At 58.9% G+C, this 24843-nt stretch carries 22 protein-coding genes; 4 read left to right on the top strand and 18 right to left on the bottom strand.

What is annotated here, in order from left to right; genetic code table 11:
• Position 1: 1 nt before the first annotated feature.
• The 13 genes from TU84_RS24820 to TU84_RS24760 all read right to left on the bottom strand — a co-directional run bounded on the left by TU84_RS24820 (position 2) and on the right by TU84_RS24760 (position 15261).
• Positions 2–1063 carry a TauD/TfdA family dioxygenase gene (locus TU84_RS24820; protein WP_048373905.1) on the bottom strand — a complete coding sequence of 354 codons (1062 nt, stop codon included), beginning with the start codon at positions 1061–1063 and terminating at the stop codon, positions 2–4.
• Between the two features lie 25 nt (positions 1064–1088).
• Positions 1089–1751 (bottom strand): class I SAM-dependent methyltransferase, encoded by a 663-nt coding sequence (locus TU84_RS24815; RefSeq protein ID WP_048373904.1) that lies wholly within the window; start codon positions 1749–1751, stop codon positions 1089–1091.
• A gap of 77 nt (positions 1752–1828) precedes the next feature.
• A complete protein-coding gene (locus TU84_RS26390; RefSeq protein WP_082148815.1) occupies positions 1829–4831 on the bottom strand; it encodes a citrate/2-methylcitrate synthase in 3003 nt (1000 codons plus the stop codon).
• A 36-nt stretch (positions 4832–4867) separates the two neighbouring features.
• Positions 4868–5863, bottom strand: coding sequence for a beta-ketoacyl-[acyl-carrier-protein] synthase family protein (locus tag TU84_RS24805; protein WP_048373903.1), 996 nt, complete (start codon positions 5861–5863; stop codon positions 4868–4870).
• 4 nt (positions 5864–5867) lie between these two features.
• On the bottom strand, positions 5868–7442 hold the full coding sequence (locus TU84_RS24800; RefSeq protein ID WP_048373901.1) for an acyl-CoA ligase (AMP-forming), exosortase A system-associated: 1575 nt from the start codon (positions 7440–7442) through the stop codon (positions 5868–5870).
• Between the two features lie 10 nt (positions 7443–7452).
• Positions 7453–8631, bottom strand: a complete 1179-nt coding sequence (locus TU84_RS24795) for a type III PLP-dependent enzyme domain-containing protein (RefSeq protein WP_082148814.1) — start codon at positions 8629–8631, stop codon at positions 7453–7455.
• 1 nt (position 8632) lies between these two features.
• A complete protein-coding gene (locus TU84_RS24790; protein WP_048373897.1) occupies positions 8633–9610 on the bottom strand; it encodes a beta-ketoacyl-[acyl-carrier-protein] synthase family protein in 978 nt (325 codons plus the stop codon).
• Between the two features lie 14 nt (positions 9611–9624).
• A complete protein-coding gene (locus tag TU84_RS24785; protein WP_048373895.1) occupies positions 9625–10614 on the bottom strand; it encodes a ferritin-like domain-containing protein in 990 nt (329 codons plus the stop codon).
• Positions 10615–10616: 2 nt separating this feature from the next.
• Positions 10617–11189, bottom strand: a complete 573-nt coding sequence (locus TU84_RS24780; protein WP_053225312.1) for a hypothetical protein — start codon at positions 11187–11189, stop codon at positions 10617–10619.
• Complete coding sequence (locus TU84_RS25960) at positions 11186–12064, bottom strand: hypothetical protein (RefSeq protein WP_048373893.1); 879 nt, start codon at positions 12062–12064, stop codon at positions 11186–11188. The genes TU84_RS24780 and TU84_RS25960 overlap by 4 nt, the downstream gene beginning before the upstream one ends.
• A 31-nt stretch (positions 12065–12095) precedes the next feature.
• Positions 12096–12347 (bottom strand): acyl carrier protein, encoded by a 252-nt coding sequence (locus TU84_RS24770; protein ID WP_048373891.1) that lies wholly within the window; start codon positions 12345–12347, stop codon positions 12096–12098.
• A gap of 27 nt (positions 12348–12374) precedes the next feature.
• Positions 12375–13304 carry a hypothetical protein gene (locus tag TU84_RS24765; protein ID WP_053225311.1) on the bottom strand — a complete coding sequence of 310 codons (930 nt, stop codon included), beginning with the start codon at positions 13302–13304 and terminating at the stop codon, positions 12375–12377.
• 229 nt (positions 13305–13533) lie between these two features.
• Entirely contained in the window at positions 13534–15261 is a 1728-nt protein-coding gene (locus tag TU84_RS24760; protein ID WP_048373887.1) for an AMP-binding protein, read from the bottom strand.
• 667 nt (positions 15262–15928) lie between these two features.
• On the opposite strand from TU84_RS24760, the gene TU84_RS24755 reads away from it, so the two are divergent.
• The 3 genes from TU84_RS24755 to TU84_RS24745 all read left to right on the top strand — a co-directional run bounded on the left by TU84_RS24755 (position 15929) and on the right by TU84_RS24745 (position 20004).
• A complete protein-coding gene (locus TU84_RS24755; protein WP_174479349.1) occupies positions 15929–18052 on the top strand; it encodes a mechanosensitive ion channel family protein in 2124 nt (707 codons plus the stop codon).
• Between the two features lie 145 nt (positions 18053–18197).
• Complete coding sequence (locus tag TU84_RS24750; protein ID WP_048373885.1) at positions 18198–19082, top strand: sugar nucleotide-binding protein; 885 nt, start codon at positions 18198–18200, stop codon at positions 19080–19082.
• Positions 19075–20004, top strand: a complete 930-nt coding sequence (locus tag TU84_RS24745; protein ID WP_048373884.1) for an NAD-dependent epimerase/dehydratase family protein — start codon at positions 19075–19077, stop codon at positions 20002–20004. Before TU84_RS24750 ends, TU84_RS24745 begins: the two co-directional genes overlap by 8 nt.
• A 188-nt stretch (positions 20005–20192) precedes the next feature.
• Here TU84_RS24745 and TU84_RS24740 read toward each other — a convergent pair whose 3' ends face one another.
• The 5 genes from TU84_RS24740 to TU84_RS24720 form a co-directional block, all read right to left on the bottom strand.
• Positions 20193–20891 (bottom strand): OmpW/AlkL family protein, encoded by a 699-nt coding sequence (locus TU84_RS24740; protein WP_048373882.1) that lies wholly within the window; start codon positions 20889–20891, stop codon positions 20193–20195.
• A 120-nt stretch (positions 20892–21011) separates the two neighbouring features.
• Positions 21012–21521, bottom strand: coding sequence for a DUF3299 domain-containing protein (locus TU84_RS24735; RefSeq protein WP_048373919.1), 510 nt, complete (start codon positions 21519–21521; stop codon positions 21012–21014).
• A 25-nt stretch (positions 21522–21546) separates the two neighbouring features.
• Positions 21547–22812, bottom strand: a complete 1266-nt coding sequence (locus TU84_RS24730) for an ABC transporter permease (protein WP_048373880.1) — start codon at positions 22810–22812, stop codon at positions 21547–21549.
• 1 nt (position 22813) lies between these two features.
• Positions 22814–23524, bottom strand: coding sequence for an ABC transporter ATP-binding protein (locus tag TU84_RS24725; RefSeq protein WP_048373878.1), 711 nt, complete (start codon positions 23522–23524; stop codon positions 22814–22816).
• A gap of 141 nt (positions 23525–23665) precedes the next feature.
• On the bottom strand, positions 23666–24226 hold the full coding sequence (locus tag TU84_RS24720) for a DUF2796 domain-containing protein (RefSeq protein WP_048373876.1): 561 nt from the start codon (positions 24224–24226) through the stop codon (positions 23666–23668).
• A 131-nt stretch (positions 24227–24357) separates the two neighbouring features.
• Here TU84_RS24720 and TU84_RS24715 point away from each other — a divergent pair, with 131 nt between their 5' ends.
• On the top strand, positions 24358–24699 hold the full coding sequence (locus TU84_RS24715) for a hypothetical protein (protein WP_048373875.1): 342 nt from the start codon (positions 24358–24360) through the stop codon (positions 24697–24699).
• Positions 24700–24843: the final 144 nt, after the last annotated feature.

Genomic DNA, 24843 nt, shown 5'->3' with positions numbered 1-24843 from the left:
GTCAATCGAACAACGCGACTTGGACATCGCGTTGGCCTTTGAAGGGGTTGCGGCCATGGGCAACAGCAATGTTATCGATCAACAGCATGTCACCGCTGCGCCAGGGGAAAGCGATCTCCTGCGCCTCAAGCGCGTCGTAGATCGGCGCGATGTCAGCCTCCGGGATCGGCGTACCGTCGCCCAGCCGCACATCGTAAGGGCGGGCCGGTTTGTCCTGATAGGCGTGCTGGATGTAGGCGTAACCCGGTTTGCCGAGGGAGCGGGCATTGTTGTGCTGGGTCGACAGTTGATTGAACCAGATGGACTCGCCCGTCTGCGGATGTTTCAAGACGGCGTCACCGGTATGCGACACCGTGATGCTGCCATCTTCGAGCCACTGGTAATCGAGGTGTGTCTCGCGGCACAGCTGTTCCACCCGCTGCGGATCATCGGTCAGGAATGCTTCATCCCAGGGCCGGTGGTATTCGCGCATATGGGTGTTGCGCGGTTCATTCTCGGGCGTGCTGGGTGCCCGGAAGTTGCGCACATACTGAATGCGCGCGGCGCTGAGGCGTTCGATCAAGGGCGCTGGCAAGCGGCGGGTAACGGCACGCATGTCACACAGAATGGTTTCGCCGCCTTCTACCGAGGGCTGTTTGCAAAAGAAGGCGAGTTTCAGTGGGTAGTGCGCCATGTAGGCCTTTTCTTGATGCAGGCCGATTTTCAGGGTGGGCGGGATACGGGTCGATTCGTAGACTCTGCCCTCAATGTTCTTGCGTGGCGTGGCGCCGCCGATATAACCGAACGCGTGCTCAGGATAGTTTTGCGCAATCACCTGGAAGTCCGCGTTTTCGCGCAAGGCAAAACCACGGAACAACAGGCAGCCGAACTCCAGCAGCAGGCTGTCAAAGACCGCCCGGTGCTGGCGATACCACGTCGCAAACGCTTCGCTGTCAGTGCTTAGCGTGTTGTCTACAGGCGTTATGACCAGCGGCATGGGCCCGTGTGACAGGAACCCACACTGCACCTGCGAGCTGCCCAGCATTGCCTGAAAGTGCTCAACCCGATCTGTACGTTGATCCATAGCCTTGTCCCCGGCGAGTTGCGTATCAAGCCAACAAAGGCTTTTTAATGAGGATTTCGAAACCCAGTGCGCCCATGCCCGAACGGGGGCTGGTCACCACTGTGCAATGCTCCAGGCCCGCCTCGATAACCAACTCGCGCGCTTCTTGCAGGGTGACTTTTTCTTCGACGTGGGTCGGTGGATACCCCACCGAAGCGCGCATTTGAGTGAATTTTTCCAGCAACTCCGGGGCTACGTCGCGGCGCATGTCGTGCACCAGACCGACGCCGCCGGGCTGCAGTACGCGGTACATCTCGGTCAGGCTTTTCACCTTGTCCGGCAAGTGATGCAAGGTGGCGCGGCTGACCGCCATGGTCAGGCTGTTGTCCGCGAAGGGCAGGTCCAGGGCGTCGCCCACCTTGAGCTCGATGGTGTCGCTCAGGCCGAGCGCTTCGATGCGCGGTCGGCCACCCTCGAGCATGGTTTCGTCCAGATCCAGGCCGATGAAATGCCAGCCTTTTAATACCGGATCGGCCGCCAGCCGTACCGGCACCACGACGGTGGCCGTGCCGATATCGACCAGGGCGCCGGGCGGCAGGTCGCGGGCAATCTGGCGAATGCGGGTAACAAACATTACGTCCCAGGGTTCCAGGGCTTGCGAGGCAAAGCGGTCGTATTCGTCGGCAGGTCGCAGGTTTTTCAATAACATTTTTAAGCTCCAGCAGTAGAGGGCGTTAAAAGAGGTTTCGGCGTTGGCATAGCAAGGGCGGTGTGCGTCTGGCTGTCTTACAGCCACCCCACTGGAACGGTGGCCAACAACGTGCGGGCGGCTTTGCTGCCGACCCCGAAAGCAGGACGATCACGCCGTTCGATGGCATGCGCGACCATGGCCGTCACCCGGCCACAGAGCCCCAGTCCGACACCCCAGCGGGCTTGCGTCACGCCGAGATCAAGCAGGGCGGCGGCGGTGATGAAATCAATGTTCGGACGCAGGCCTTTACGCTCCAGGACGTGGGCACACACGACGTCGAAAACCTCCAGGTAGCGCCCCCCGAATCCCCATTCTGCAAACAGGGCTCTGAGATGCGGCGGTCGTGGGTCCTGCACGAACAGCGGATGGCCGAAACCAAACAGCAGGTTGCCGGGTTGATCCAGCGCGTGGTCGACCGCCTGGCGTATGTCCGCAGGGCTGGCTTGCGCACTGATGGTTTTGAGCCAGGTCATCGCTTCTTCGGCTGCGCCGACATGGTTAGGCCCGCTGGCCATGAACCCGGCCGCCACGGCTTGCGCAATGCTGACACCGGTGCCGATGGCGGTACGGGGTACCAGCACCGTTGGCGTGATGTAGCCGAACCCGGCGTGCCAGGCCACCAGCAGGGCGTCGATGACACGAATGGACAGGGCGTCGATGCGCGTCGCGCCCATGGCAGCCAGCACGGCCTCGGCGTGTTGGATCGGTGCTGCGCCGTGGGCGGCATAACCGAGCGCCGCGTGTAGAAAGTGCGGTGTTGAGGCAATGCTGACCAGGCCCTGGATAAAGTCCGCATGCGTGGGCAAACCGCGCGCGCTCGCTTCGATCAGGGCGATATTTTCCAGCGTTGCCAAATCGCCGAGCAGGCCACAGGCTGCTGCCTGAACGATGCCGGCACCGCTGGCGGCCACGGCTTCGATGCCACGCCGATAGGCGGGCTCCTGCGACAAGTGGCTGGCAATGCGGACCAGGACCGCGTCAATGGCCTGGCTCTGCGTGGTGGACGGCAGGTTGCCAAACCATGCCAGCCATAGCGCCGTGGGGAAGTCGACGCTGCCGATCAGGTCATTGAGGTTGCGACCCCTGACCCACAGGCCTTCATTGGGCTCAAGTGTGGCGCCGTCGATGTTGGTGCCGCGATACAGCGTGCGCGGTCCGCCAAACAGGCTCTGCGCCGGTGCGGGAGTGGGCGTGTCGGCCTGGACCAACTCATCCAGCGTAATGCTGCCGTGGGCGACCAACAGGTTTTCTATGGCGTGGGCGTGCTGCGTCACAGTCGGCAGAATGTTGGCGAAAAAATACTGGGCGGTCTTGACCTTGCCACGGTAAAAAGCCGCTTCTTCAGCGCTTTGTGGCTGGCGTAACTGACGCTCTGCCAGGCAGGCCGATTCCAGCAAGACCCAGGCGCTGGCGGTGAGGCCGAGCATTTCCAGGAAACGCGTATAAAACTGGCTGGTTTCGTGTGTGCGACCGGCACGCACGTGCTCATTGATCCATGAGAGCGCCTGCTCAACGGCGACCATGGCGTTTTCCAGCAGCGGGAATTGGCCTTGTAGCTCAGTACCGGCCCCCAGTGTGCTGTTCAAGAAGGCATCCAGCTCTTCGCGCAGAAACTTGATCAGGCGTGAGTTCCTGCCAAAACCCAGCTTGTCGCGCACCAGGTCCTGGGACTGGATGTAGTTGGTACCTTCCCAGATCGACAGGATTTTCACGTCGCGGGCATTTTGCTCCACAGGGTAAGCATCGGTGTAGCCGATGCCGCCATGCACCTGGATCGCCAGCTCGCAGATTTTCCAGGCCTGGTCCGAGACGAAAGCCTTGCAGATCGGCGTGAACAGCAGCACCAGTTTGCGGAATTTTTCGACCTGAGCTTCGTCCAGTACCGGCTCGGCTTCCAGGGCAAACGCCTGGGTCGACGCGCCGGTCAATTTGCCGAGCAGCCCACGGCAGCCTTCTACCCGAGCCTTCATTTCCAGCAGCATGCGCTGCACGTCGGCGTGTTCGATGATGGGCACAGCAGGGGCGCTGGCATCGGACGTGCGGCTGATGGCTCGCCCTTGCAGCCGTTTGCCGGCGAAATCGGCTGAGTGCAGATAGGCGCTGGAAGCCAGACCCAGACCAATAATCGCCGTGCTCATACGCGCCTGGTTCATCAAGGGCACCAGTTGCAGCAACCCGGCATTCTTGCGATCGCCCAGCAGAACAGCGCGGGTGGTGCCGCTTCGACCAAACACCAGCTGGGTATTGGCGCAGCCCTTCAAGCCCATTTTGCGCAGCAAGGACGTGCACTCGACATGGTTGTCTTCCAGCTCTCCCGTTTCCGGGTTAGGCCAGAAGCGCGGCACTAGCAGGCAAGACAGCGAGTAGGAGGTCGAGGTGGTGGTATTAATGCGGCCCAAGACAAAGTAAACGGTGTTTTCGGTCAGCGTATGCATGCCCGCCGAGATGTAGACCTTTTCGCCGCTGACCGCATATTCGCCGTTTTCAAGAGGTTTTGCGACGGTGGTGACAGCCGTCAGGTCGCTTCCCGCCTGCTGCTCGGTGGCACAGAAGCACGCGTCCCAGTCGTAGTGCTGAAGCTTGCGCAGGTACGTTGCTTTTTGCGCTGCGGTACCATGCAGCTTCAACAGTTTGATGGCCGGGAAATTGAAGCCGCCGTAGGTCATGAACGCCGGATTGGCGCCCATGAACATTTCCTGGATGGCTTGCCGGATCAGCGGTGGCAAGGCCGGTTGCTGGGATTCGCTGTCGTTGCCCAGTACCTGAATCCACTCATCCTTATAACGTTGCCAAAGCCCGTGGAACTCTTTGGGGATTTCGACTGTGCCGTTTTCCAGCAAGCGGCACTCCTGCCGGTCGGAGGCTTGATAGGCTTTGCCCAACTCATAGGCGAACGCTCTGGCGCGCTCCAGTAAGGCATCGTAGTAGGCACGGTTCTTGTCGTTGAACGGCGCCCGAGCGAGAAAATTCTGGTCGGTTTTATGCAGTTCCCACAAAAAAAAGCGAAGCTCACGCAGGCTGACTTTATAAGCAGACATAGGTTTTCCTGATTAATAAGCGGTGTGTATCTGGGGTCAGGCGCCAGCCTGGATCTCGGCCACAATGGCCCCGGCAGTGCCGCACAAGGCTGCATCCCACAGCAAGACGGTGGCTGTTTTACCGGGGGGGAGGCTGGCACGCAGGCGCATGAGCGACAGCAAGGGCGCCGCGCTCGAGTGATGAGGCCGGGCACCGAATTCGAAATGCCGGTTTTGCGCAATGCCCAGTTCACGGCTGACGCCCAGAGTAAAGCTGTCGCCGAACCCTGACGGCAGCACCCAATCGATATCGCTGGCATTCAGGCCAGCCCGCTCGATCGCCGTTTGCGCAGCGCTCACCGCCAGCGGATGCAGGCGTTCGGCAAGGGCGGCGGGTGTCAGCCCCCAAGGGTTATCGATGGCTGCGCCATAGTGCATCGCCGAGGCGCGGATCGACCCCCAGCCTGGCCCGGCCTCACCGTCGCCATCGAGCAAGATGGCCGCTGCACTGTCGCCGTACACCACCAGATCACCCCAGGCGCGAAAGAAGGGGTAAAGCCACTTATCGGACGCCACCAACAGCACTTTGCCGCCCAGGCTGACCAGCGCCTCGATCATGCTCAGAGCGTTGAATACCCCCGCCGTCCCCGCTTGGCCGATGGCGAAAGGCAAGGCTTTGGGCAAACCCAGTGCATGCTGGATACGGCCTGCGACCGATTCATTGATGCGTTGGTTAAGGGCGGCATTGGTCACCACAATGTGGCTCACCTGTGCCAGCGTTTCGGCCGGAATCTGTTCACGCAACAGCGCGACGGCTTCCAGCGCCAGGTCGGCGCCGCTTTGCACAGGGGGCGCTACCGGCAGTTCGATGCTCGCCGTGGGAAGCAGCCGAAGCGTTTCTTCGGCGTCGATCCTGCCCTTGCCGCGTGGCATGGAAAAGACCGCTGACTTGTACAACAAATGGCCATAGCCGATGTTTTTTTCCCGGGCTTGCACCGCCTGGAACGGGGTCGTGTCGGGAACGTGAGAAGCGATAGCGCGAATTCGAAGCATGGTGCTATTCCGTGACCGTAAGTGAGGTAGAGAAAAACTCGGAAAACTGCTGCTTCAACTGCTTTCGGTCGATCTTGCCGTTCGGGTTGCGCGGTAAAGGCGAGTCATGGAAGGACACATGCAGCGGCACCATGTAGGTCGGCAGTTTTTCCCTGCACAGCTTGATCAATGCCTGGGCGGTGGTCTGAATGTGCGGGTGGGCGAACAGGCTGATGATGATGGCTTCGCCCTGTTGCGGATGCGGTACACCAAACGCTGCTGCCTCGGCCACGTCATCCACGGCAAACAGAACTTCTTCGACTTCGGTGGGGCTGACGCGATAGCCGGAGGTCTTGATCATGTCGTCGCTGCGCGCAACGAAATACAGAAAGCCGTCGCTGTCGCGGTAGACGATATCGCCCGACCAGACCGCTGTTTCGGTGCGTGAAATCTGCGAGTCCGGGCGTGGCCAAGGACGAAAGCGCTGAGCGGTCAGCTCGGGGTCATTCCAGTACCCGAGCGTGACAAATGCCCCGCGGTGCACCAATTCGCCATGTTCACCCGCCGCACATTCGGTGCCGTCCGGGCGCATCACACGGATATCAGCGTTGGGCACTGCCTTGCCGATGGAGTCGGGCCGTGTGGCGGCGGCTTCCGGTGGCAGGTAGGTCGAGCGGAAAGCCTCGGTCAAGCCGTACATCAGGTAGGGCAGCGCATCGGGGAATGCGCTTTTGAGTTTTTCCAGCAAAGGCGGTGGCATATGCCCGCCGGTATTGGCAAAGCAGCGAAGGCGTGCGCCGGTAGGCTGCGGCCACTGCACTGAGGCCAGTTGCATCCAGAGGGGCGGCACGCCGGTAATCACGGTGACGCCATGGGCTTCGCAGAACGTCGGCACTTCGCTCGCTTGCAGGAAGTCCAGCGGCGCGTAGCAGGCTGCGCTGGCCAGTGCCGTGGTCAGTTGGCTGAGCCCGGCATCGAAGCTCAGCGGCAATATGCCCAGGATCACGTCATCGGCCCGCAAGCTCAGATAGTGAGCGACGCTATGGGCGCCAGACACCAGGTTACGCTGCGACAGCACCACACCTTTGGGCCGTCCGGTTGAACCGGAGGTATACAAAATGGCCGCAGGGTCACTGTCGGTGACGGCGCTGTGTGCGTCAGCAAGCGCGGCATCGGTCGGCGTGTCCGGGTGATCGGGTTGCAGTCTTTCCAGCGGCCAGGCATCGATTTCGATGTCCTTGACCATCGCCTCGATACGTCTGAGGCGTGGGCCCGTACTGACGAGCAAGCGCGCACCGCTGTCCAGCAGGATATGGCGCACCTGTTGCTCTTTGAGCTGCGGATTGATGGGCACCAGGATCGCACCCCGGGCATTGATCGCCAGGAACATGACCACGGTTTCGTACTGCTTGCCCGCATACACCGCGACGCGTTCGCCCGCTTGCACGCCGCTATCGGCCAGCCTCTTTGTCGTCAGGCGCACGTCTTGCAGCAGTTCTGAATAAGTCGCCATCATTGCGCCCTGCGCGAACGCTCGGCGGTCGCCATGGTGGTGGGCGCTGTCTTTCAACAGGTCGTACAAACTGATGTGGGCGGTCATGGTGACGTCCCTAGGATTGGTGGATATAGGTGTGTGCGGGACTCTGCGAGAGAAATGCGCTGACGCTGTACGTCTGGTTGTAGGCGCCGCAGTTCTCGAAGATCACCAGATCGCCCACGCTTGGCGGCGCCGAAGCGTCATGGCTCCAACCGATCACGTCGGCGCGGCTGCAAGTGCTGCCCACGAACTGGATCGGCAACGTGGGCGCATCAACCGGCGCCTGCTGGCGCCGCAGCAGACGCGGCTGCGCGTACTGCTTCAACATGGATTCAGTTTTGGCCAGCAAGAAGTTGTGGCTCAGGCCACCGTCGCAGACAGCAACGTAGCGCTCACCCAAGGCTTTGATTGAACGCACACGGGTCACGAAAGTGCCTGCACCGGCGAAGACGCCGCGCCCTGACTCATGGACGACCTTGAAGTTTTTTTGCAGCGGCGCAATACGCTGGCGATACGCGTCAAACGTCTGCGCCTGGCTAGGGAAGTGCTCGGAGAAACCGCCCCCGACGTTAAGAAACTCAACCGGCATGCCGGTAATGTGTGCGACCTGCGGCGCAAAGGCCGCGAGTGCGTGGGCCAGGGCGGCAGCATCGGAACCCTTGTCATCGATGTGAAAACTGTTGGAGCCCGCAAACGTATGGAGGCCGACGACGGGCACGTTGGCCTGGGTCAATGCAGTCGTCGTCAGCAAGGCGTCGTGGCGGCTCATGCCGAAATGGTCCGCCGGGTGTTTGCCCGAGCTGACCAACTGGCCCGCGTTCAGGCGCAATACCGTGTGCGGCGCGGCCTGTTTACCGATGACGCGAATCAGTCGCTGCGCCTGCTCCAGGCTGTCGATAATGAACGTGCAGCGTGAAGCCAGGGCCGCGCGCATGAAATCTTCATCCATGGACGGGTTGTTCACGTATTTGGGGGCGTTGATGCGGCCCGCCACAATATCGAGTTCGCCCAGGCTGGCCAGCTCCACACCGTCGATGAACGCGTGGCCGCAACGGATCAACAGATCCAGGTTGGGGTTGGCCTTGAGTGACACAATCAACGGCGTACCCAACCGTTCGCGTAAATCCGCGTAACGGGCCATTACGACAGTAGGGTCCAGCACATAGCACGGCGTTTTAAGACTCAGCAGCCATTGATCGGTCGCTGCTGCTGCGTCGTCCCGAACCGGCGGGGAGGCGTGAGTGGTTGTCATGTCAATTCACCGGATGAAGGGTCAAGGCCGAAAATGAACCGTTGTCCGATTCCGTGATGTTCATCAGGTGTGCCCCGGCATCGACCTTGCTCAAGCCCCTGTCGGCCAGGTTGATCGCCAGGTCCGAACCAAAGGAGTGACCTTTGTTCAGAATGTTGTCGGTATAGAGCGTGGTGGCGGGAATCGCCATGGCACCACAGAAGGCGTTCCAGCCAGAGTGGTTGGAGTTGTAAGGCAGAATGCAGGTGAAATCGCGGAGCGCTATGCCACAGTCGGCCACGGCTTCCATCATGACTTTGCGGGTGTAGTGCCACTCCAGATTGAACATGGCCTGCTTCACCGCGTTGTTGGTCACGGAGCCCAGATACCAGCTGCCATAATTGCGCACGGCCGTCGCGCCGACCCGGTTACGGCGGCTGTTACGGGTCACCAGCAAGCACCCCGCGCCATCACTTAAAATGCTCGCCTGCAACACTCGGTAACGCTCAATGAAGACGCGGTCGGACGAGACGATCAGCACCGAGTGCAATTGGCTGTGCACCTTCATCAATGCCTGGGCCATCTGAATGGCGACGCTGATCGAGGAGCAATTGAGTTGTGCGATCGACCCGGCCCACACAGGGTTTATGCCGAATGCCGTGGCCACTTCCAGCGGCAGGCTGCGTGGCGCTGGCGGTACGCTGAACAGCCCGGTATGCACGTGAATCACCGCCCCGATGTCGCTGCCTTTAAAGCCTTGCTCGTCTTGCAGGCGAGCGACTGCGCGCTTGGCCAGCTCGACCTCGTCGATGTCCGGTGACACATGGAAGTAACGGCAGCCCGCATTGCGGATCATGTCAAAGCGCTCGGCGGGCAACTTATGCTGCTGAGCCCAGTCATGGAGGTCCTGGCGTTCGCCGGGCAGTTCGTAAGCGGCGGCGTCAATACCGATGGTGAAGGGGGCGGGGCTGTGTGTTGCCGCAGTAGTTGGGGGCGTCATGACTGTCTTCCTTGTTAAGCCGGCATCGGCATGGCGGCGTAGTCCAGCACTCTGAGCTTTTCAAAGGCATCGCTCACACGGGGCGTCAGCAAGCCCATTTCGCGGATGGTCGGCACCAGCCGCCGGAAAATGGAACGGCGCATGGAGTTGGCCACTTCCGAACTCCTCACCAGGTGGCTGCACTCTCTTTTGGATAAGCCCATCGGCTCCCATATGTCGTCGGCGCACAGGTGCTCGTACAAGGTGTAAGCCCCTTCCACCACAAACTCTTCGCGTTCCTTGCGTTCAGTGCTGCTCATTTCTTTGTACACACTGCCCAGGGTGATACGGCCAATGGCGAAGTGGCGCGCTTCATCGCGCTGAATACGCGTCATCAGGTCTTTGATGAACGGGTCTTTGGTGTAGGCGACCATGCTTTGAAACAGTGACAGCGCAATGCCCTCCACCAGCACTTGCATGCCCAGGTTGGTCATGTCGAGTTTGTTGGTGGTAATGGTCTCTTCCAGCAGGCCTTTTAGCGCCTTGCTCATGGGGTAGCTGATCGGCAGCTTGCTGTTGACCAAACGACCAAAGGCTTCGATATGACGGGCTTCATCGATGATTTGCCCGGCGGCGCAGAGTCGGGCCGAGAGGCTTTCTTCAGCCACCGCCAGTTTCGATGCGCAGATCAGGGCCGCCTGTTCACCGTGCAGTACCTGTGACAGGGTCCAGCCTTGGGAGTGATGGCGAATTTCGGCACGGTTTTTTTCATTCATTTTGTTCCAGACATCGGTGCCGTATATCAGCAACGTACCGTCCGGCATGCCCAGAGGGTTGTCCGGGTTGAGCTCGTAGCTCCAGTCGATGTCGGTATTGACATCCCATTGGTTGGCCTTGGTCTTCTGATACAGCGCATTCAAGCTGTCATCGCTGAAATCGTAGGTCTGCGACATGAACGCATCGACTGAGAAATTCCACTTGATCGGCTGGCCATCATCGAGTGTCTGTTCGTGCTCTGTTTGCATGATCACCCCTGTACGTGCGTGCGTTTCGATTGAGATGTGGTGAACGGCTCATGCACAGGTGATGGGTGCACCTGCGCTGTTAAGTAGCCCAGTTCGGGTAAGAACCACTCGGTGATGGCTGGCGTTGGTGCGCAATTCCAGGCGGCGATGTGCAGGCGGTTATCGCCGCCGTCCCACAGGTCGCGCCGAATCTGTTCGGCGCTGATCCAGACCACCGGTGTCGGTAGCTGGCGTGCCCAGAACAAGGCTTCATTGCTTAAGTGGGCGCCCAGCGTTACGCGTGGATCGAGCAGGTTCTTTGGCAACGCAAGGTCGATAGACGGCATGCGTACCTGCACCAGGATCAGCGTTTGTTCGCCGCAGCTGTCCCAGATGTGGCGGGCCAGCGTCGACAGAAGGGTGTAGTACTGCTGGTTGTTGACCAGCACCGGCGTGGGGTTGTCGTGTGCGTACACGCTCCGGCGTGCATAGTCGTGGGTTTCGAACAGTGGCAGGTTGCGAGCCGAACAGGAGATCGCCCGGTTGTGATCCGGATTGCGCTGCAACAGCAGCGAACAGGTGTGTGCGTTCTTCACAGTTCACCTTCCAGTGCAAAGTGCAGATCGGGTGCGAGCGTTATCTGGGCAATCGAGAAATAGCCGTTCATTGCCAGCGAAGACACGATGCAGTCACTGCCGGGGTGCGCGGAGCCCGCGCCCAGCTCGGCCAGTAGCGAAAGCCAGGGGTCGCTGCCGAAGGAATGACCGAATCGCTGATAATGGTCGGCGTGCACGCAAGCCGTGTCGAAACACTTGAACAGGGCGCGGCGTGACATCTCGGGAAAAAACGGTACCGCGACGCCTAAGCCAGGCCGGCTCTCGGTAAAACTGCGCAGGCTTCGCCCTAATTGCAGCAGGGCATTAGCCTGGCTTGCAGTGCCGATGAGCAGCCTGTTGTTGGGCTCTGGCATCACATCAATCACTAACGTGCAGATGCCAAAACCGGATTTGCCCCAACGGTTGTTGCCTAGCCAGTAAGTAAAATTGTGGATATCCGTATCAACAATCTGCAGTAACAGCCTGCGACGACCGTTGAACTGAGCCTTGCCCTGGATATACCGCAGGATGAAACCCCAGCCCGTGCATTCGTAGGCATTGGTGACCCAGTCAGGGCGGCGCCCGTAACGGCTGGCGAGCGCCTCCTGGAAATAGCCTGCATGGGGCGAACCGTCAGCCAAAAACTGCGACAACACGGTAGAGCTCACCACGTAATCGTCGATGGGGCCTGCGTCGCTTGCATAACGGCAAGCCTCATCGCCGACCCGCTGCCCCAGCGCCAACGCCGCATCTTCCAGGCTGACCTGGGGCGACACAAAGGGCGTTTCGGTGCGCCGGTAAGCAACCGTATGGACCCTGAAAGCCGGAACGGTGCCAAGCGACGGCGTTGATGCAAAGGGCGGCGAGTTCGACATGGTGAGCTTCTGGTATGAGGGTGGTTGGCGATCAGGCGACTTGTTGCTGCTGCAACTGACTGTCGATTTGCTCCAGGGTGGTGTACTGCGTGATGTTGAGTTGCTCAGGATCAATGGATCCGTAGAGCTGTTCGCAATAGACGATCAGCTCAACCACGTTGAGTGAATCGATACCCAGTTCGCCCAGGCCGACATGGGTGTCGACGGATTCGATATTGAGAATCTTGGCGGCTTCCTTTTTCAGAAGTTCCAGCGTGTTGAGGGTGTCAGTCGTCGTTGTCATAGGTGCTTCTCCTGGGGGTACAGCGGGTTAAATTGACTCGGGTTCAGGCTTGGCCACGCGCATGCTTGCGCGCAATTCGTGATAACAGCGGTAAGAGCTGCCTTCCATTTTGGTAAACGCCAACAGGTCACGCTGGTCGAGAAAACTCGCCACGGCGCCGCGGCTAACCAGATGCAAAAGCAGTTCATTGGAGGCGAGTTTCAGTGCCAGCACGCGGTATACGTCTTCGCTCTCGTAGCGGTCGGCGAGCGTCTTGGTGCGTGCGGCAGCGGCGATGAAGTCGCGGGACGCGCGCTCGTCTGGCGTGAGTTCGAGGCGCCCCTGACTTGTCAGCCATTGCAGGTGGGCCATCAGTGCGCGCACCAGAAAAGGTCGTACTGTTGTCAGGTATTTATTGAGTACCGCAGGCCCGCCCACTTTCAGGCGATCTTCTTGGGCAACCTGCACCGTGCCCTTGACGTTCCCCAACTGCACGACATCGCCCAGAAAGGGCTCGCCGCAGAGCGTTCGCTTGAGGTTCTTGTATTGCTCGGGCCAAACCAGGAAGGCCGACGGGAAAAACGAGCCCGGCGTGCGGGCGGCAACGATTGCCATGCCATCAAGGTTGGCGTACATGCCCCAGACCTTGTCGATCTGCAGCTTGAAACCATCCCCTTCCGGCTGGGCGACCGTGCGCCAGCTCGTGAGGGTAGGGCCGCCGGCATCACTCATCAGAAAGCGCAGGGCGCTGCCGGCATCAATGCTGGTGCGTGCCCGTTCGTATTGATCCGGTGTCAGGAACAGCGAAAACAAATGGGCGAAGTTCTGCATGAAGGATCGGTAGTGCAACGCCAGACCGTCTTGCTCAATGCGCTCCAGAATAGTTTCCAGATCATGGGTCGGCTGCGACAGGGCCACCGAGGGCCGGTTTAATTGTTCGGCAGCCTCATAGTTGTGCATTGTCTGCGAAATCAACATGTCTGAATCCATCAGTCGCACTGAGGCGCGCGAAATAATCTGGATCAACTGAGCAGGAAGTTCGCCATAGAGGGATAAGCGGTGAAGAACCGGTTGCGCACACACATTCAATAATGAATGGCGTGACGAACCCGTCTCCCCACCTTGCATCAAAGTGTGCATAGTGTGTGATCCAGTAATTAAAAGGTGCAGTGCGTCAGCGTGTCGATGTCACAGCGTTGCTTGTGCGTTAACTAATAAGTTGCGCTGTCTCGGTTTTATCTATGTTGTCCAGCGCCAGTTGGAGATAAATGCTGCGGCATTCCAGACGCTTAAGTTTGTTGCTGGTAGTGCGTGGCAAACTTCCGGGAGGGACGAAGGTAATGGCGTGCGCACCAAATCCAAACTTGTCGCGCAATTGGTTTTGAAGTTGACTGCGCAGTTCTATTTGATCCTGTTTCGCTTCAAGCTCGATCAGAATAGCCAGGCTCTCGGTTCTCTGTGTTTCGTCGTAGATACCGAAAGCCGCTATTGCATTGCCACCGCTGGCCAGTAAAGGGTGTGATGCAATAACGTCTTCAATTTCATGCGGGAAATAATTACTGCCCCGAATAATGATGAGTTCTTTCTTGCGGCCAAGGACAAACACGTGTTCATCCACTCGATAACCGATATCACCGGTCGCAAACCAGTCGCCGCTTTGGTACTGCTCGGTCTGGCCTTCGGCGGGCAAATAGCCGGACATGACTGACGTACCGCGTATAAAGATTTCGCCGACTTCACGGTCCTTGGCGTCAGAACGGTCCAGCGCCTTCACGGCAACCTGCATACCCTCAATCGGGCGCCCCATCGACAGCACGGTTTCTACCCTGCGAGTGTTGGCGTCGGCGCGGCGAGCCTGCCAATGGTCGATCACTGCGCCGGAGTCGATACGGTCAGCAATGACGTAGGAGAGCGCCTGCTTGTCGTAATTGAAGTTCGTGTTATGCATGGTCACTGCCAGCGTCGATTCCGCCATGCCGTAACACGGTTGCAGCGCAGAACGTGAAAGACCGTGCGGTGCAAAAGTCTGTGCAAACTCCTTCAGGCAGGCTTCATCCACTCTTTCGGCGCCGACAAAGATATTGCGCAACTTGCTCAGGTCGACGTCTTTCATTGACGCTTCGCGGTAACGGCGAATGCAATACTGCAGGGCGAACGTCGGCGCAGCCGTGGTGGTTGCGCCAAAACTGGACATGCGCTTGAGCCAGCCAAGCGGGTTGCGAATAAAACTGGCCGGTTGCATCAATAGCAGGGGCGCCTGGTAATACACGTTCGACAAGAGCGTCACCAGGCCCATGTCGTGATGCAGCGGCAGCCAGGACGCAGAGGCGTCGCCGCGCTCAACACTGTAACCCACCACGCCGCCGATACCGCGCACATTGGAGATGACATTCTGATGGCTGAGGATGGCGGCCTTGGGGCGACCGGTCGAGCCCGAGGTCAGTTGCACATGATGGCCGCTGTCTGCCTGGCAGCGCTCCACACGCACTGGAAACCCTGCACTGGCAGCGAGCTTCACCTCTGCGCTCGAGAACACCCGTACAGGCAGGTGGGCAAGCAAACGCTGGAGTGCGGGGGTGTTGCTCTCGGATGCGATCAGCAGGCGCGGTGCAAACAACTGACAGGCCACGTAGATCTGGTTGCGCGGGGAGTCGGCCATCAGCCTTCCGGGTAGCGCTACCGTGCAAGGTAAAGCGCCAATCAAAACGCACCCGGTCAATAACACCAATTGATCGATGGAAGCCGGCAGGGCAAGGATAACCAAATCATTACGAACAACCCCCAGTTCAGTCAGGGCTGAAGAGACTGCCAACGCTTGTTGTGCCAGCGCCGCATAGGAAATGCTTTTTTCTTCCCCGTTCTCTTCTATAACCGTAATGTGGCGCAGTGCACTTTGCTGTGGGTTATCCAGGGCGCACAAAATAGCATCGATCATTGTTTCCAATTTCCGATCTCCGGGCAGTCAGACAAACAAGGCTATTAAATAGTGAAAGTGCAGTGTGGTACTCGAATGAGGGTTCAAGCCTGTAATGCCCTATTCGAACGACTCTAATAGATGAAATTATGTTTGTAAATATGTCAGGAAAACTTTCATTTACGTAAACATGGGAATGTGCACTGCGTTGTTGTTTTGTTTTGGAGTGGGTTTGTAGTTGTTTAATCGTCTAAACATTAGGTGTGCTATATAGGGTGTTTTGTATTTAAACAGTCTGCGCGTTTTTTGCTTTTTGTAAGGGGTGCCGGCTTTGAATCGTGCGTGTTGCCTTGATAAAGTTTTTGGGTTTATGGGGTTTAAACTTGTTTTAAAGTTGTCGTTTATTCGCTCTTGTATGAGGTTCTAATAATAGTGATGCTCTTCACATATTGAGAACTTGTATCGCTGTTTGGTGCGTATGAAGTTTCTGGCGTCTGATCTTCGGGTTACACATTTTGTCTGGCCGTGTATTTTATGGCGTCACTTCAGGCAGCCCCCGGTCGATGATTGCTGGCGTCAGAGGTGGCATTGACTACGCTGTAGGTGATCGAAAACTCAGACGTGCCCTGTATCGAACCTGATCATTTGGTACGGTGGGTCTATCAAGGATGTGCATGGGGCCCCGGGTTTGTCCAAATTCAAAACAGTTTTTGTGTTCCTCATCCTGTTGCTGTCAGGCAACGGCATGCTTCAAGCGGCACCCACCCTGGCCTCGGTTATCAAAGCCGAAGAGACCGACGGCAAACCGCCGGTACTGGTAGACGGCGGGCTGCTCGGGGTCTTGGGTTCCAGCATTGATGATGTGCAAGACCAGTTAGGGTTGAGCAAGCACTTGCTGGATATCTGGCGCCTGCGTGCTGAGCGGGCAGCCCATGAAGCCGGGGTGCTGGCCGACAAGGTGGTCGAGCAGCCTGATAAAAATGGTGTGGGCGACTTTTTCGTGTTGCTGGTTGTCTGGTCTGGCGTTTTTGCCGGGTTGATGCTGGCAGGCAAACTACTGGTACGTTCTTTGAACAACACCCGCGTCGTGCAAGCGCGTCCGCGCCTGCAAAGGCTGTTGCGCGCCGGAGTGCCGTACTTGCTGCCTGCGGTGCTGTCGTTGGTCGTCATCGTGTTCGGCAGCCACTTGCTGCCCAGCTCAATTGGCCGTGCTCTGGCAGTGTGTTTGACCTATGCCGGCAGCAGCGGGGTGTTTTGTGCGGCGCTGGTGATGTCATTGATCGCGATGCTCGATGCCGGCCACAAACGGCCCGCCGTGCGGATTATTCGTCAGCACTGTGTGCGTCCGTTGTTCGCGATGGGGTTCTTTGCTGCGTTGAGTGACGGGCTGGACACCCCGCAGGTCGGGCTCACGCTGGGCGCTAATATCGCCAGTTGTCTCTCTATATTTTCGGGGTTGGTCGCGTGCGCCATCTTCGCTTATCTGGCGATCAAGTTGCGCCGCCCAGTGGGGCAACTGATTCGCAATCGAGCGCTGGCGCAGCGCTTGGGGCAGCCTGCATTCCAGGAGTCGCTGCGGATTTTCTCGGTGCTCTGGTATTGGCCCATTCTGCTCATGCTGCTGGTCTCGGCGCTGGACCTGGTGGGCGTCGGCGAGGGCAGCGGGCGGGCGCTGCGCAGTGCATTGCTGACTTCAGGTTTGCTGATTGCAACGGTGTTTCTGGGCTCGCTTTTGCACCACTCATTCACCACACTCCTGCGCTCCAACGGCGCCTACCGGGTGCGTTTGATGATGGTGGTGTATGTGCTGTTGCGCATTCTGCTGGCCGTGGCCTTCATCGAATTGCTGGCGCAGATCTGGGGGTTCTCTGTGTTGGCGTTTGCCTCCGATAGCCACACGGGGCAAGTGATCAGTGACTCGCTTGGGCACATCCTGCTGATTTTTCTGGTCACCTGGCTGGCCTGGGTGGTGATGGATACCGCCATTCAGCAAGTTCTGGAGCCTCCGGTCACACGGCGCGGCACTCACGCACCGAGCACCCGCATCAGAACCATCCTGCCGTTGATCCGCAATGCGATAAAAGTGGTGCTGGCGGTGATCTTCACCATCACCACCCTGGCCAACCTGGGCGTAAACGTGACCCCGTTTCTGGCGGGCGCGGGGGTGATCGGCCTGGCGATCGGCTTTGGCTCCCAGCAACTGGTGCAAGACGTCATCACCGGGCTGTTCATCCTTATAGAAGACACCATCTCGGTGGGCGACTGGGTAGAGATCGACTCCAACCACGCCGGCACGGTCGAAGGGCTGACTATCCGAACCTTGAGGCTGCGCGATTCACGCGGTTATGTGCACTCGGTGCCCTTCGGTCAGATCAAGGCGGTGATCAACCATTCGCGGCAATTTGCCTACGCATATTTCGCCGTCCAGTTCACCTATGACAGCGATATGGATAAAGCCTCGGACTTGATCAGCGAGGCAGGGCGGCAGATCAGCGACGACCCGTTGCTCAGTCTGAGTTTGCAGGGGGCGATGAGCGTGTACGGGATCGACAGCATGAACCTCGACGGGGTCACGATTACCGCGCAGTTCAGAACGATGTCCGGTGCGCAGGGCTCTATTACGCGGGCATTCAATGAACGACTTAAAAAGCTTGTGGATAATTCAGCCGATGTACATTTTGCACAACATTATCCACAGGGCTTTTTGATACCTGCGCGTGACACCGGGCAAACCGCACAAGCGGCACAAGCGGCAGCCGAACCGCCGCATTCTGCGCTTTTGTTGCCTGATATGCCGCCTTCATCACAGTGATGGCAAATAACCAGCTGCGCAGTTTGTCAGTGACGACACGCACAGAAACCCGCAAAATGGTGGGGTCTTGATCATGGCCAACAGCTTCCACGGTTGGTTTTCTGGTATATATCACCGTTCTGAATAGACTGAGCCTGCACACTCTATGCGAATGCGCCTTATGTTATTGGGCGGCGGAAATGCTCTCGGGCAGGCGCTGATTCGTCTGGGTGCCGAGGAAGACATCAATTTCCTCGCCCCGCGTCCGCCGCAAGACGGCTGGGACGCCGCGAGCCTGACGCAGCTGCTGGACGAGACCCGTCCGGATGCCGTCATCAACCTTGCGTACTACTTCGACTGGTTTCAGGCGCGGAGCGTGAGCGAAACACGCCTTGCCGACCAGGAACGGGCGGTCGAGCGGCTCTCTGAGTTGTGCCAGCACCACGGCATCACCTTGCTTCAGCCCTCCAGCTACCGAGTGTTTGACGGTTCGCGGGCCACGGCCTACAGCGAAAAAGACGAACCCGTCCCGCTCGGCCTGCGCGGTCAGGCATTGTGGCGTATTGAACAAAGCGTGCGGGCCATCTGCCCGCAACATGTTCTGCTGCGTTTCGGCTGGTTGCTCGATGACAGCCCCGAAGGCAGTCTGGGACGGTTTTTGGCTCAGGCAGAAAAGCCCGGCGAATTGTTCAAGGCCGATGATCGACGCGGCAACCCGACACCGGTCGATGACGCCGCCCGGGTCATCATTTCGGTGCTCAAACAACTCGATTGCGCGGCGCCGCTGTGGGGCACTTACCACTACGCCGGGCATGAGGCCACAACGCCGCTGGCGCTGGGCCAGGCCATCCTGGATGAAGCGCGTCACTTACACCCGCTGGCCGTCCAGGCGCCAACCCCGCAGGCACACGCTGCATGCCCTGATGCCTCTGAAGAGCCACAGCATGCAGTACTGGCCTGTAAAAAAATCCTTCACACCTTCGGGATCAAACCTCGCGCCTGGCGTGCAGGGCTCCCGGCTTTACTGGACAGGTTTTATCGACATGGCTGACGCTCCCGTTTTAATCACTGGCGGTGCCGGCTTTATCGGCTCCAATCTGGTAGACGGCTTGCTGGCCAAAGGTTATGCCGTGCGGATCCTCGACGACCTGTCGACGGGCAAACGCAGCAACTTGCCTCTGGATAACCCCAAGGTTGAACTCATCGAAGGCAACGTCGCCGACGCGGCACTGGTCAAACGCGCCATGGCCGGTTGCAGCGCAGTCGTGCACCTGGCCGCGGTGGCCTCGGTGCAGGCCTCGGTAGACGACCCGGTAAGCACTCACCAAAGCAACTTTGTCGGCACGCTCAATGTGTGCGAGGCCATGCGCGAAGCGGGCGTCAAACGTGTGGTGTTTGCCTCCAGCGCTGCGGTCTATGGCAACAACGGTGAGGGCGAGTCGATTGTTGAAGACACGCCTAAAGCGCCGCTGACCCCTTATGCTTCGGACAAGCTGGCCAGTGAGTACTATCTGGACTTCTATCGCCGCCAGCACGGTCTGGAACCGGTGGTTTTCCGCTTCTTCAACGTCTACGGGCCGCGCCAGGATCCATCCTCGCCGTACTCGGGAGTGATCAGCATTTTCAGCGAGCGCGCTGTAAATCGCCTGCCAATCACCATCTTTGGGGATGGCGAGCAAACCCGAGACTTCATCTATGTGGGAGATCTGGTCGGCATTCTGGTGCAGGCCATTGAAGCGCCACAGGTTGAAGAGGGCGCCATCAACGTGGGCCTGAACAAAGCCACCACCCTCAAGCAAATGCTCGAAGCCTTGAGCGAAGTGGTCGGCGAACTGCCACCGATCAGCTACGGCCCGGCTCGTGCGGGTGATATCCGTCACTCGCGTGCGAACAACAGTCGCTTGCTGCAGCGCTTCACCCTCGATGACACCACACCGATGAACATCGGTCTGACGCACCTGTTGGGGCGTTAACAACCCGAGTAACACTTCAACACCTTGTGGGAGCGGGCTTGCTCGCGATGGAAGCGACGCGGTTTTACAGAAAACCGCATCGTCTGCATCGCTGGCAAGCCAGGCTCCCACAGGTTTTGAAGTGCACCTTAAAAGGCGCTTTTTTCTTGCCGCTTGAAGCTAGAGGCTTTTAGCCAAGCGCTGCGCGCTTAAAACTTATAACCCAGGCCGACCATGTACACGAAAGGATCAACATCGACGTTGACCTTGGCGCGGGTACCATCGCCTACGGCGCTATTGTTGACGTAGGCGTGCGTGTCGATATCGATGTAGCGCGCCTGGGCGTTGATCATGATGTTGTCGGTCAGCATGTAGTCAGCACCGATCTGCCAGGCCACGCCCCAGGAGTTGGATGCGCGGAAATTGTCGAAACCTTCAGCCGATGCGCGGCTGCCCACGTGCTCGTCGTAGATCCAGGTGTAGTTGATACCGGCACCCACGTACGGTTGGAACACCGACTTGGAGTCCAGCGGGTAGTACACAACGCTCAGGGTTGGCGGCAAGTGCTTGAGGGTACCCAGCTTACCGTTGGCTTGTGGCAGGCCAGTGTTTTTGAGTTTCACGTCATGCTCAAACGGAGTCGCGGCCAACAGCTCGATACCCACGTGATCAGTGATCATGTAAGCAAAGTTAAGGCCCAGTTGCGTGTCGCTGCTCATGGTCGCCTTGCCGCCCAGATCGGTCCCGCCCAACGAGCCGCGGTCCACTTTGACGTGGGAGCTATCGGCTTTCGGGTTTACCGTAATGGCACCGGCGCGCAGGATGATGTCACCCTCGGAATGCGCGTGGGCCAACGGTGCGACAACGGCAAGCGCAAGCGCGGCGGCGCTAAGCAGGGACTTTTGCATGGGAGCTCCATTGGGATATTTAAAATTTATATAACCAATGGTAATGAGCAGCCGGGCCCGTTCTGTTGACCCAGCTCAATGAAAAGTGAAGACGTGAAAATTTCGTGAACAGCTGCCGGGTCAGTCCGGCAGTTCGTAGACCACGATCTTTTGTGCATCCATTTGATAGCCCGCGTCAGCCAAATCGCTGGTGCTGGGCTTGACCTGCAAGGCACCGACAATCCAGTACGGTTGATACAACTCGTCGACCTGAACCCCGACTTTACTGGTCACATGCACGATCTGGTTGGACGGCGGAGGCGGCACGTGGATGCACGCGCCAAAGTACGGCACCAGCAGAAACTCCGTGGTACGCCCCTCTTCATTGACTTCCAGCGGCACGATGTACCCCGGCAGGCGAATCAATTGGCCATCGAGTTGCGTGACCACGGGGGCGTTGGGCAAGTCCTGCTTGGCCGCCGGAGCGGCCTCCATGTCGCCCATTTGCGACAGGTCATGCAGCGGCGTCATGTTCGGCACTTCTGGCGGCGCGTCTGGCGGAATCATCTCTGACCACGTCAGTTCTTTCGGCTCGGCCGCCCACAAGGGTGTGCTCACCCAGAGAAACAGCGCCAGCAGCACACCAGACATCGCAGCTTTTTTCATTAACCTGAGCTCATAAACGAATGGACAGACCATCGGCCAGCGATTGTCGGTAAGCGCGCCATGCCGGTACGCAGCCCATCAGCAGGGCGGCTGCCAGAATACCGCCGAGCAGCGTCCATTCATATTCACTTGGCCAGGCCAGCGGCAAATAGATCCCGTAATTCGATTGCACATACCCCTGAGCCAGCGCGATGCACACGTATAGCAAGCCGACGCCTGCCACCACGCCTGCCAAAGCCAGGGCCAGTGCTTCAAACACCAGCAGCGTGGCGATATGCCAAGGCCGTGCACCGACCGAACGCAGGATCGCCATCTCGCGGCGGCGTTCATTGAGGCTGGTCAGAATGGCCGTCAGCATGCCGATCAACCCCGTCAGCACCACAAACAGCGACACCACAAACAGCGCCTTTTCAGCGGTGCTCATCAGGCTCCAGAGTTCCTGCAACGCCACGCCGGGCAGAATCGCCATCATCGGCTCACCGCGAAACTCATTGATCTCGCGTTGCAGGGCAAAGGTCGAAATCTTGCTGTTCAGGCCGAGCATAAACGCCGTGATGGCTTGAGGCGTCAGGTCCATATTGCGCGCCTGGTCGGCAGTGACTCGCGCAGCGCCCTGGGCAGGCACGCCGTTGTGCCAGTCAATATGTATCGCTTCCATACCGCCGAGGCTGATATGCAGCGTGCGGTCCACAGGCGTGCCGGTGCGCTTCAGGATACCGACCACGGTGAAAGGTTTGTCGTCGTGTTTAACCAGACTGACCGCAGCCACGCCATGGGCCAGCACCAGCTTGTCACCCAGCTTGTAATGCAGCGCCTCGGCCACTTCGGCGCCTAGTACGACCTCGAACGGGTCGGTCTGGAAGGCACGACCGCTGGCCAGGTGAAGGTTTTGCCGATGGCCGTATTGATAGTGCTCAAAGTACGCCTCGCTGGTGCCCATCACCCGGTAGCCGCGGTGCGAATCACCCAAAGACATGGGGATCGCCCATTTCACTTTCGGGTTATTGGCGAAATGCTCGAAGCTGTCCCAGCGAATATTGTTGGTGGCATTGCCAATACGAAACACCGAATACAGCAGCAAATTGACCGACCCCGAACGCGCACCCACGATCAGGTCGGTGCCGCTGATGGTGCTGGCAAAGCTGGCGCGGGCTTCGGTGCGCACCCGCTCCACCGCCAGCAGCAGGCACACCGACAGGGCGATGGCGAATGCGGTGAGAATCGCGGTGAAGCGTCGGTTGGCCAGACTGGCCAGGGCTAGGCGAAACAAATACATCTCAGACCTCTGCCGGTGTAGCGGCGCGATTAAGTTCAGACAACGACAGGTTGCGGTCGAAGAGCGTGGCCAGGCTTTGGTCGTGGCTCACAAACAGCAAGCTGGCGCCGGCCTCCCGGCACTCGGCAAACAGCAACTGGATAAACGCTTCGCGGGCGTCCGCATCGAGGGCGGAGGTGGGTTCATCGGCGATCACCAACTCGGGCTGGCCGATCAGCGCGCGGGCGGCGGCAACACGCTGTTGCTGGCCGATGGACAGCGAGTCGGCACGGCGCTCCAGCAGGGCCGGGTCTTTGAGGCCCAAATGCGCAAGCAGGGTTTGCGCGGCTTTGGCAACGCTGCCGTGGCGCTGGGCGGCGCGGCTGGCGCGCAATTTAGAAAAGTGACACGGCAGTTCAACGTTCTCGCGCACGGACAAAAACGGCAGCAGATTGAACTGCTGAAAAATATACCCCGTGTGATCAACCCGAAATCGGTCCCGGGCGCCTGAGCCCAATTCACTCAGTTCTTGCCCCAGCAAACGGATCGTCCCCTGACTGGCTTTTTGCACGCCGCCCAGCAAACCCAGCAAGGTGGTTTTACCGCTGCCGCTGGGACCTTTCAGAAACAGCGTTTCGCCGGGTTCAAGACGGAAGGCCGGAATATCCAGCAGCACCGGTTGCCCGGGCCAACTGAAACTCAGGTCATTGAGTTCGATAAGTGCTTGGGTCATGGGGAAGGGTTATCGCCTGCCAGTGAGAATGTTGACGTTGTAGTCGCTGCCTAAGGCTGCGATAAGGGCCGCAGGAGCTTCAACAGCAGGGTTGCTGCGCACCCCATCGCAGCCTTCGGCAGCGACTACAAAGTGGGGAGTTTAGAACTTCAGGGTTGGCGCTTTAGGCGTCAGCTCAGAACCTTGCTGGCCGCTGCCACCAATCAATTGCACCTTGAGTTTGTGGGTGCCCGGGAAGGTCTTGAAGAACTGGGTCAGATCCAGTGCTTTCAACGCCTCGGGGTTGGCGCACGTAAATGCATAGTGCGCTTCTATGTCGCTGTGGTGGTGTTCTGTTTTTGCCGCACCGGCTTCTTCAGGGGCGGCTTCGAACAACGGGCTGTCCAGGTCTTGGGCTTCAACCACGCACCCTGCGGCCTTTGGCAGGCTGAACAGGGCCAGCGGGTTTTCCAGTTGAGTGCGTGCGGAATCGACCTTGGCCTTGTCGGCGTCTGTGGTCGCAATGTGCTCGAAACCCACGATGTTGACGGACGGGCCGTCGAGGTCCAGCTCCAGGGTTGGGCCGTCCAGGGCCACATTCAACGTCCCGACACCATGCTCGTGGGCACCCAGGCTGCCGTGTTCATGGTCATGATCGTCGGCGGCGTGAGCCATGGTCAGCGGCAACAGAGCAAACGGCAAAGCAAGAAGCAAACGGCGCATACCACGACTCCAGCAAAAATGTAATTAAATGTTATGTAATCTTATAACAATCAATTCGAGATTTTGCCCGTGTGCTTGGCGTTCTGCAAGCCGCATGGGAGCATGCCCCATGAAATTTAAGGAGCAGGACGATGGTGCGAATTCGCGGAACGATAGGTGATTGGCCGGTTGACCTGACCGTAGAGCTGGATGAGGGCGACTGGGCGAAACTGGGCGCGCAACTGCACGTGAGCGAAGCTCCAGTCGCTGCGACGCCCGCCAAGCCCGTAAGCCAGGACGATGCACTGTGGGAAACCACCAAAGATCTGCTGCGCAAGGCCGGGCAAATCACCGGCCCTGAACTGCTGAGCCAGCTCGAAGCCCTGACAGGCAGCACCGGCGCGGGCAAACGCCTGTTGGTGCGCCTGCGCCACAGCAGCCAGGTCAAAGTCGTCAGCGGCGTCGACTCACCGCTCTACAGCTGGATCGAATAACCCCGCAAACCCACCCCTGTAATTACATGGACTCGCCCAAGCCGAGGCGTCTGTGCGCCACGGTGGCATTCTATTAGAAGCCAACGACAGCGAGGGCGAGTCCATGAAAAAGAATACGACGACCAATCAGTACGTGCCAACCGA

This window comes from Pseudomonas helleri (assembly GCF_001043025.1).
Taxonomy (GTDB): domain Bacteria; phylum Pseudomonadota; class Gammaproteobacteria; order Pseudomonadales; family Pseudomonadaceae; genus Aquipseudomonas; species Aquipseudomonas helleri.
Note: the sequence above shows the minus strand (reverse complement) of the source record. Positions and strands in the feature narration are given on the sequence as shown.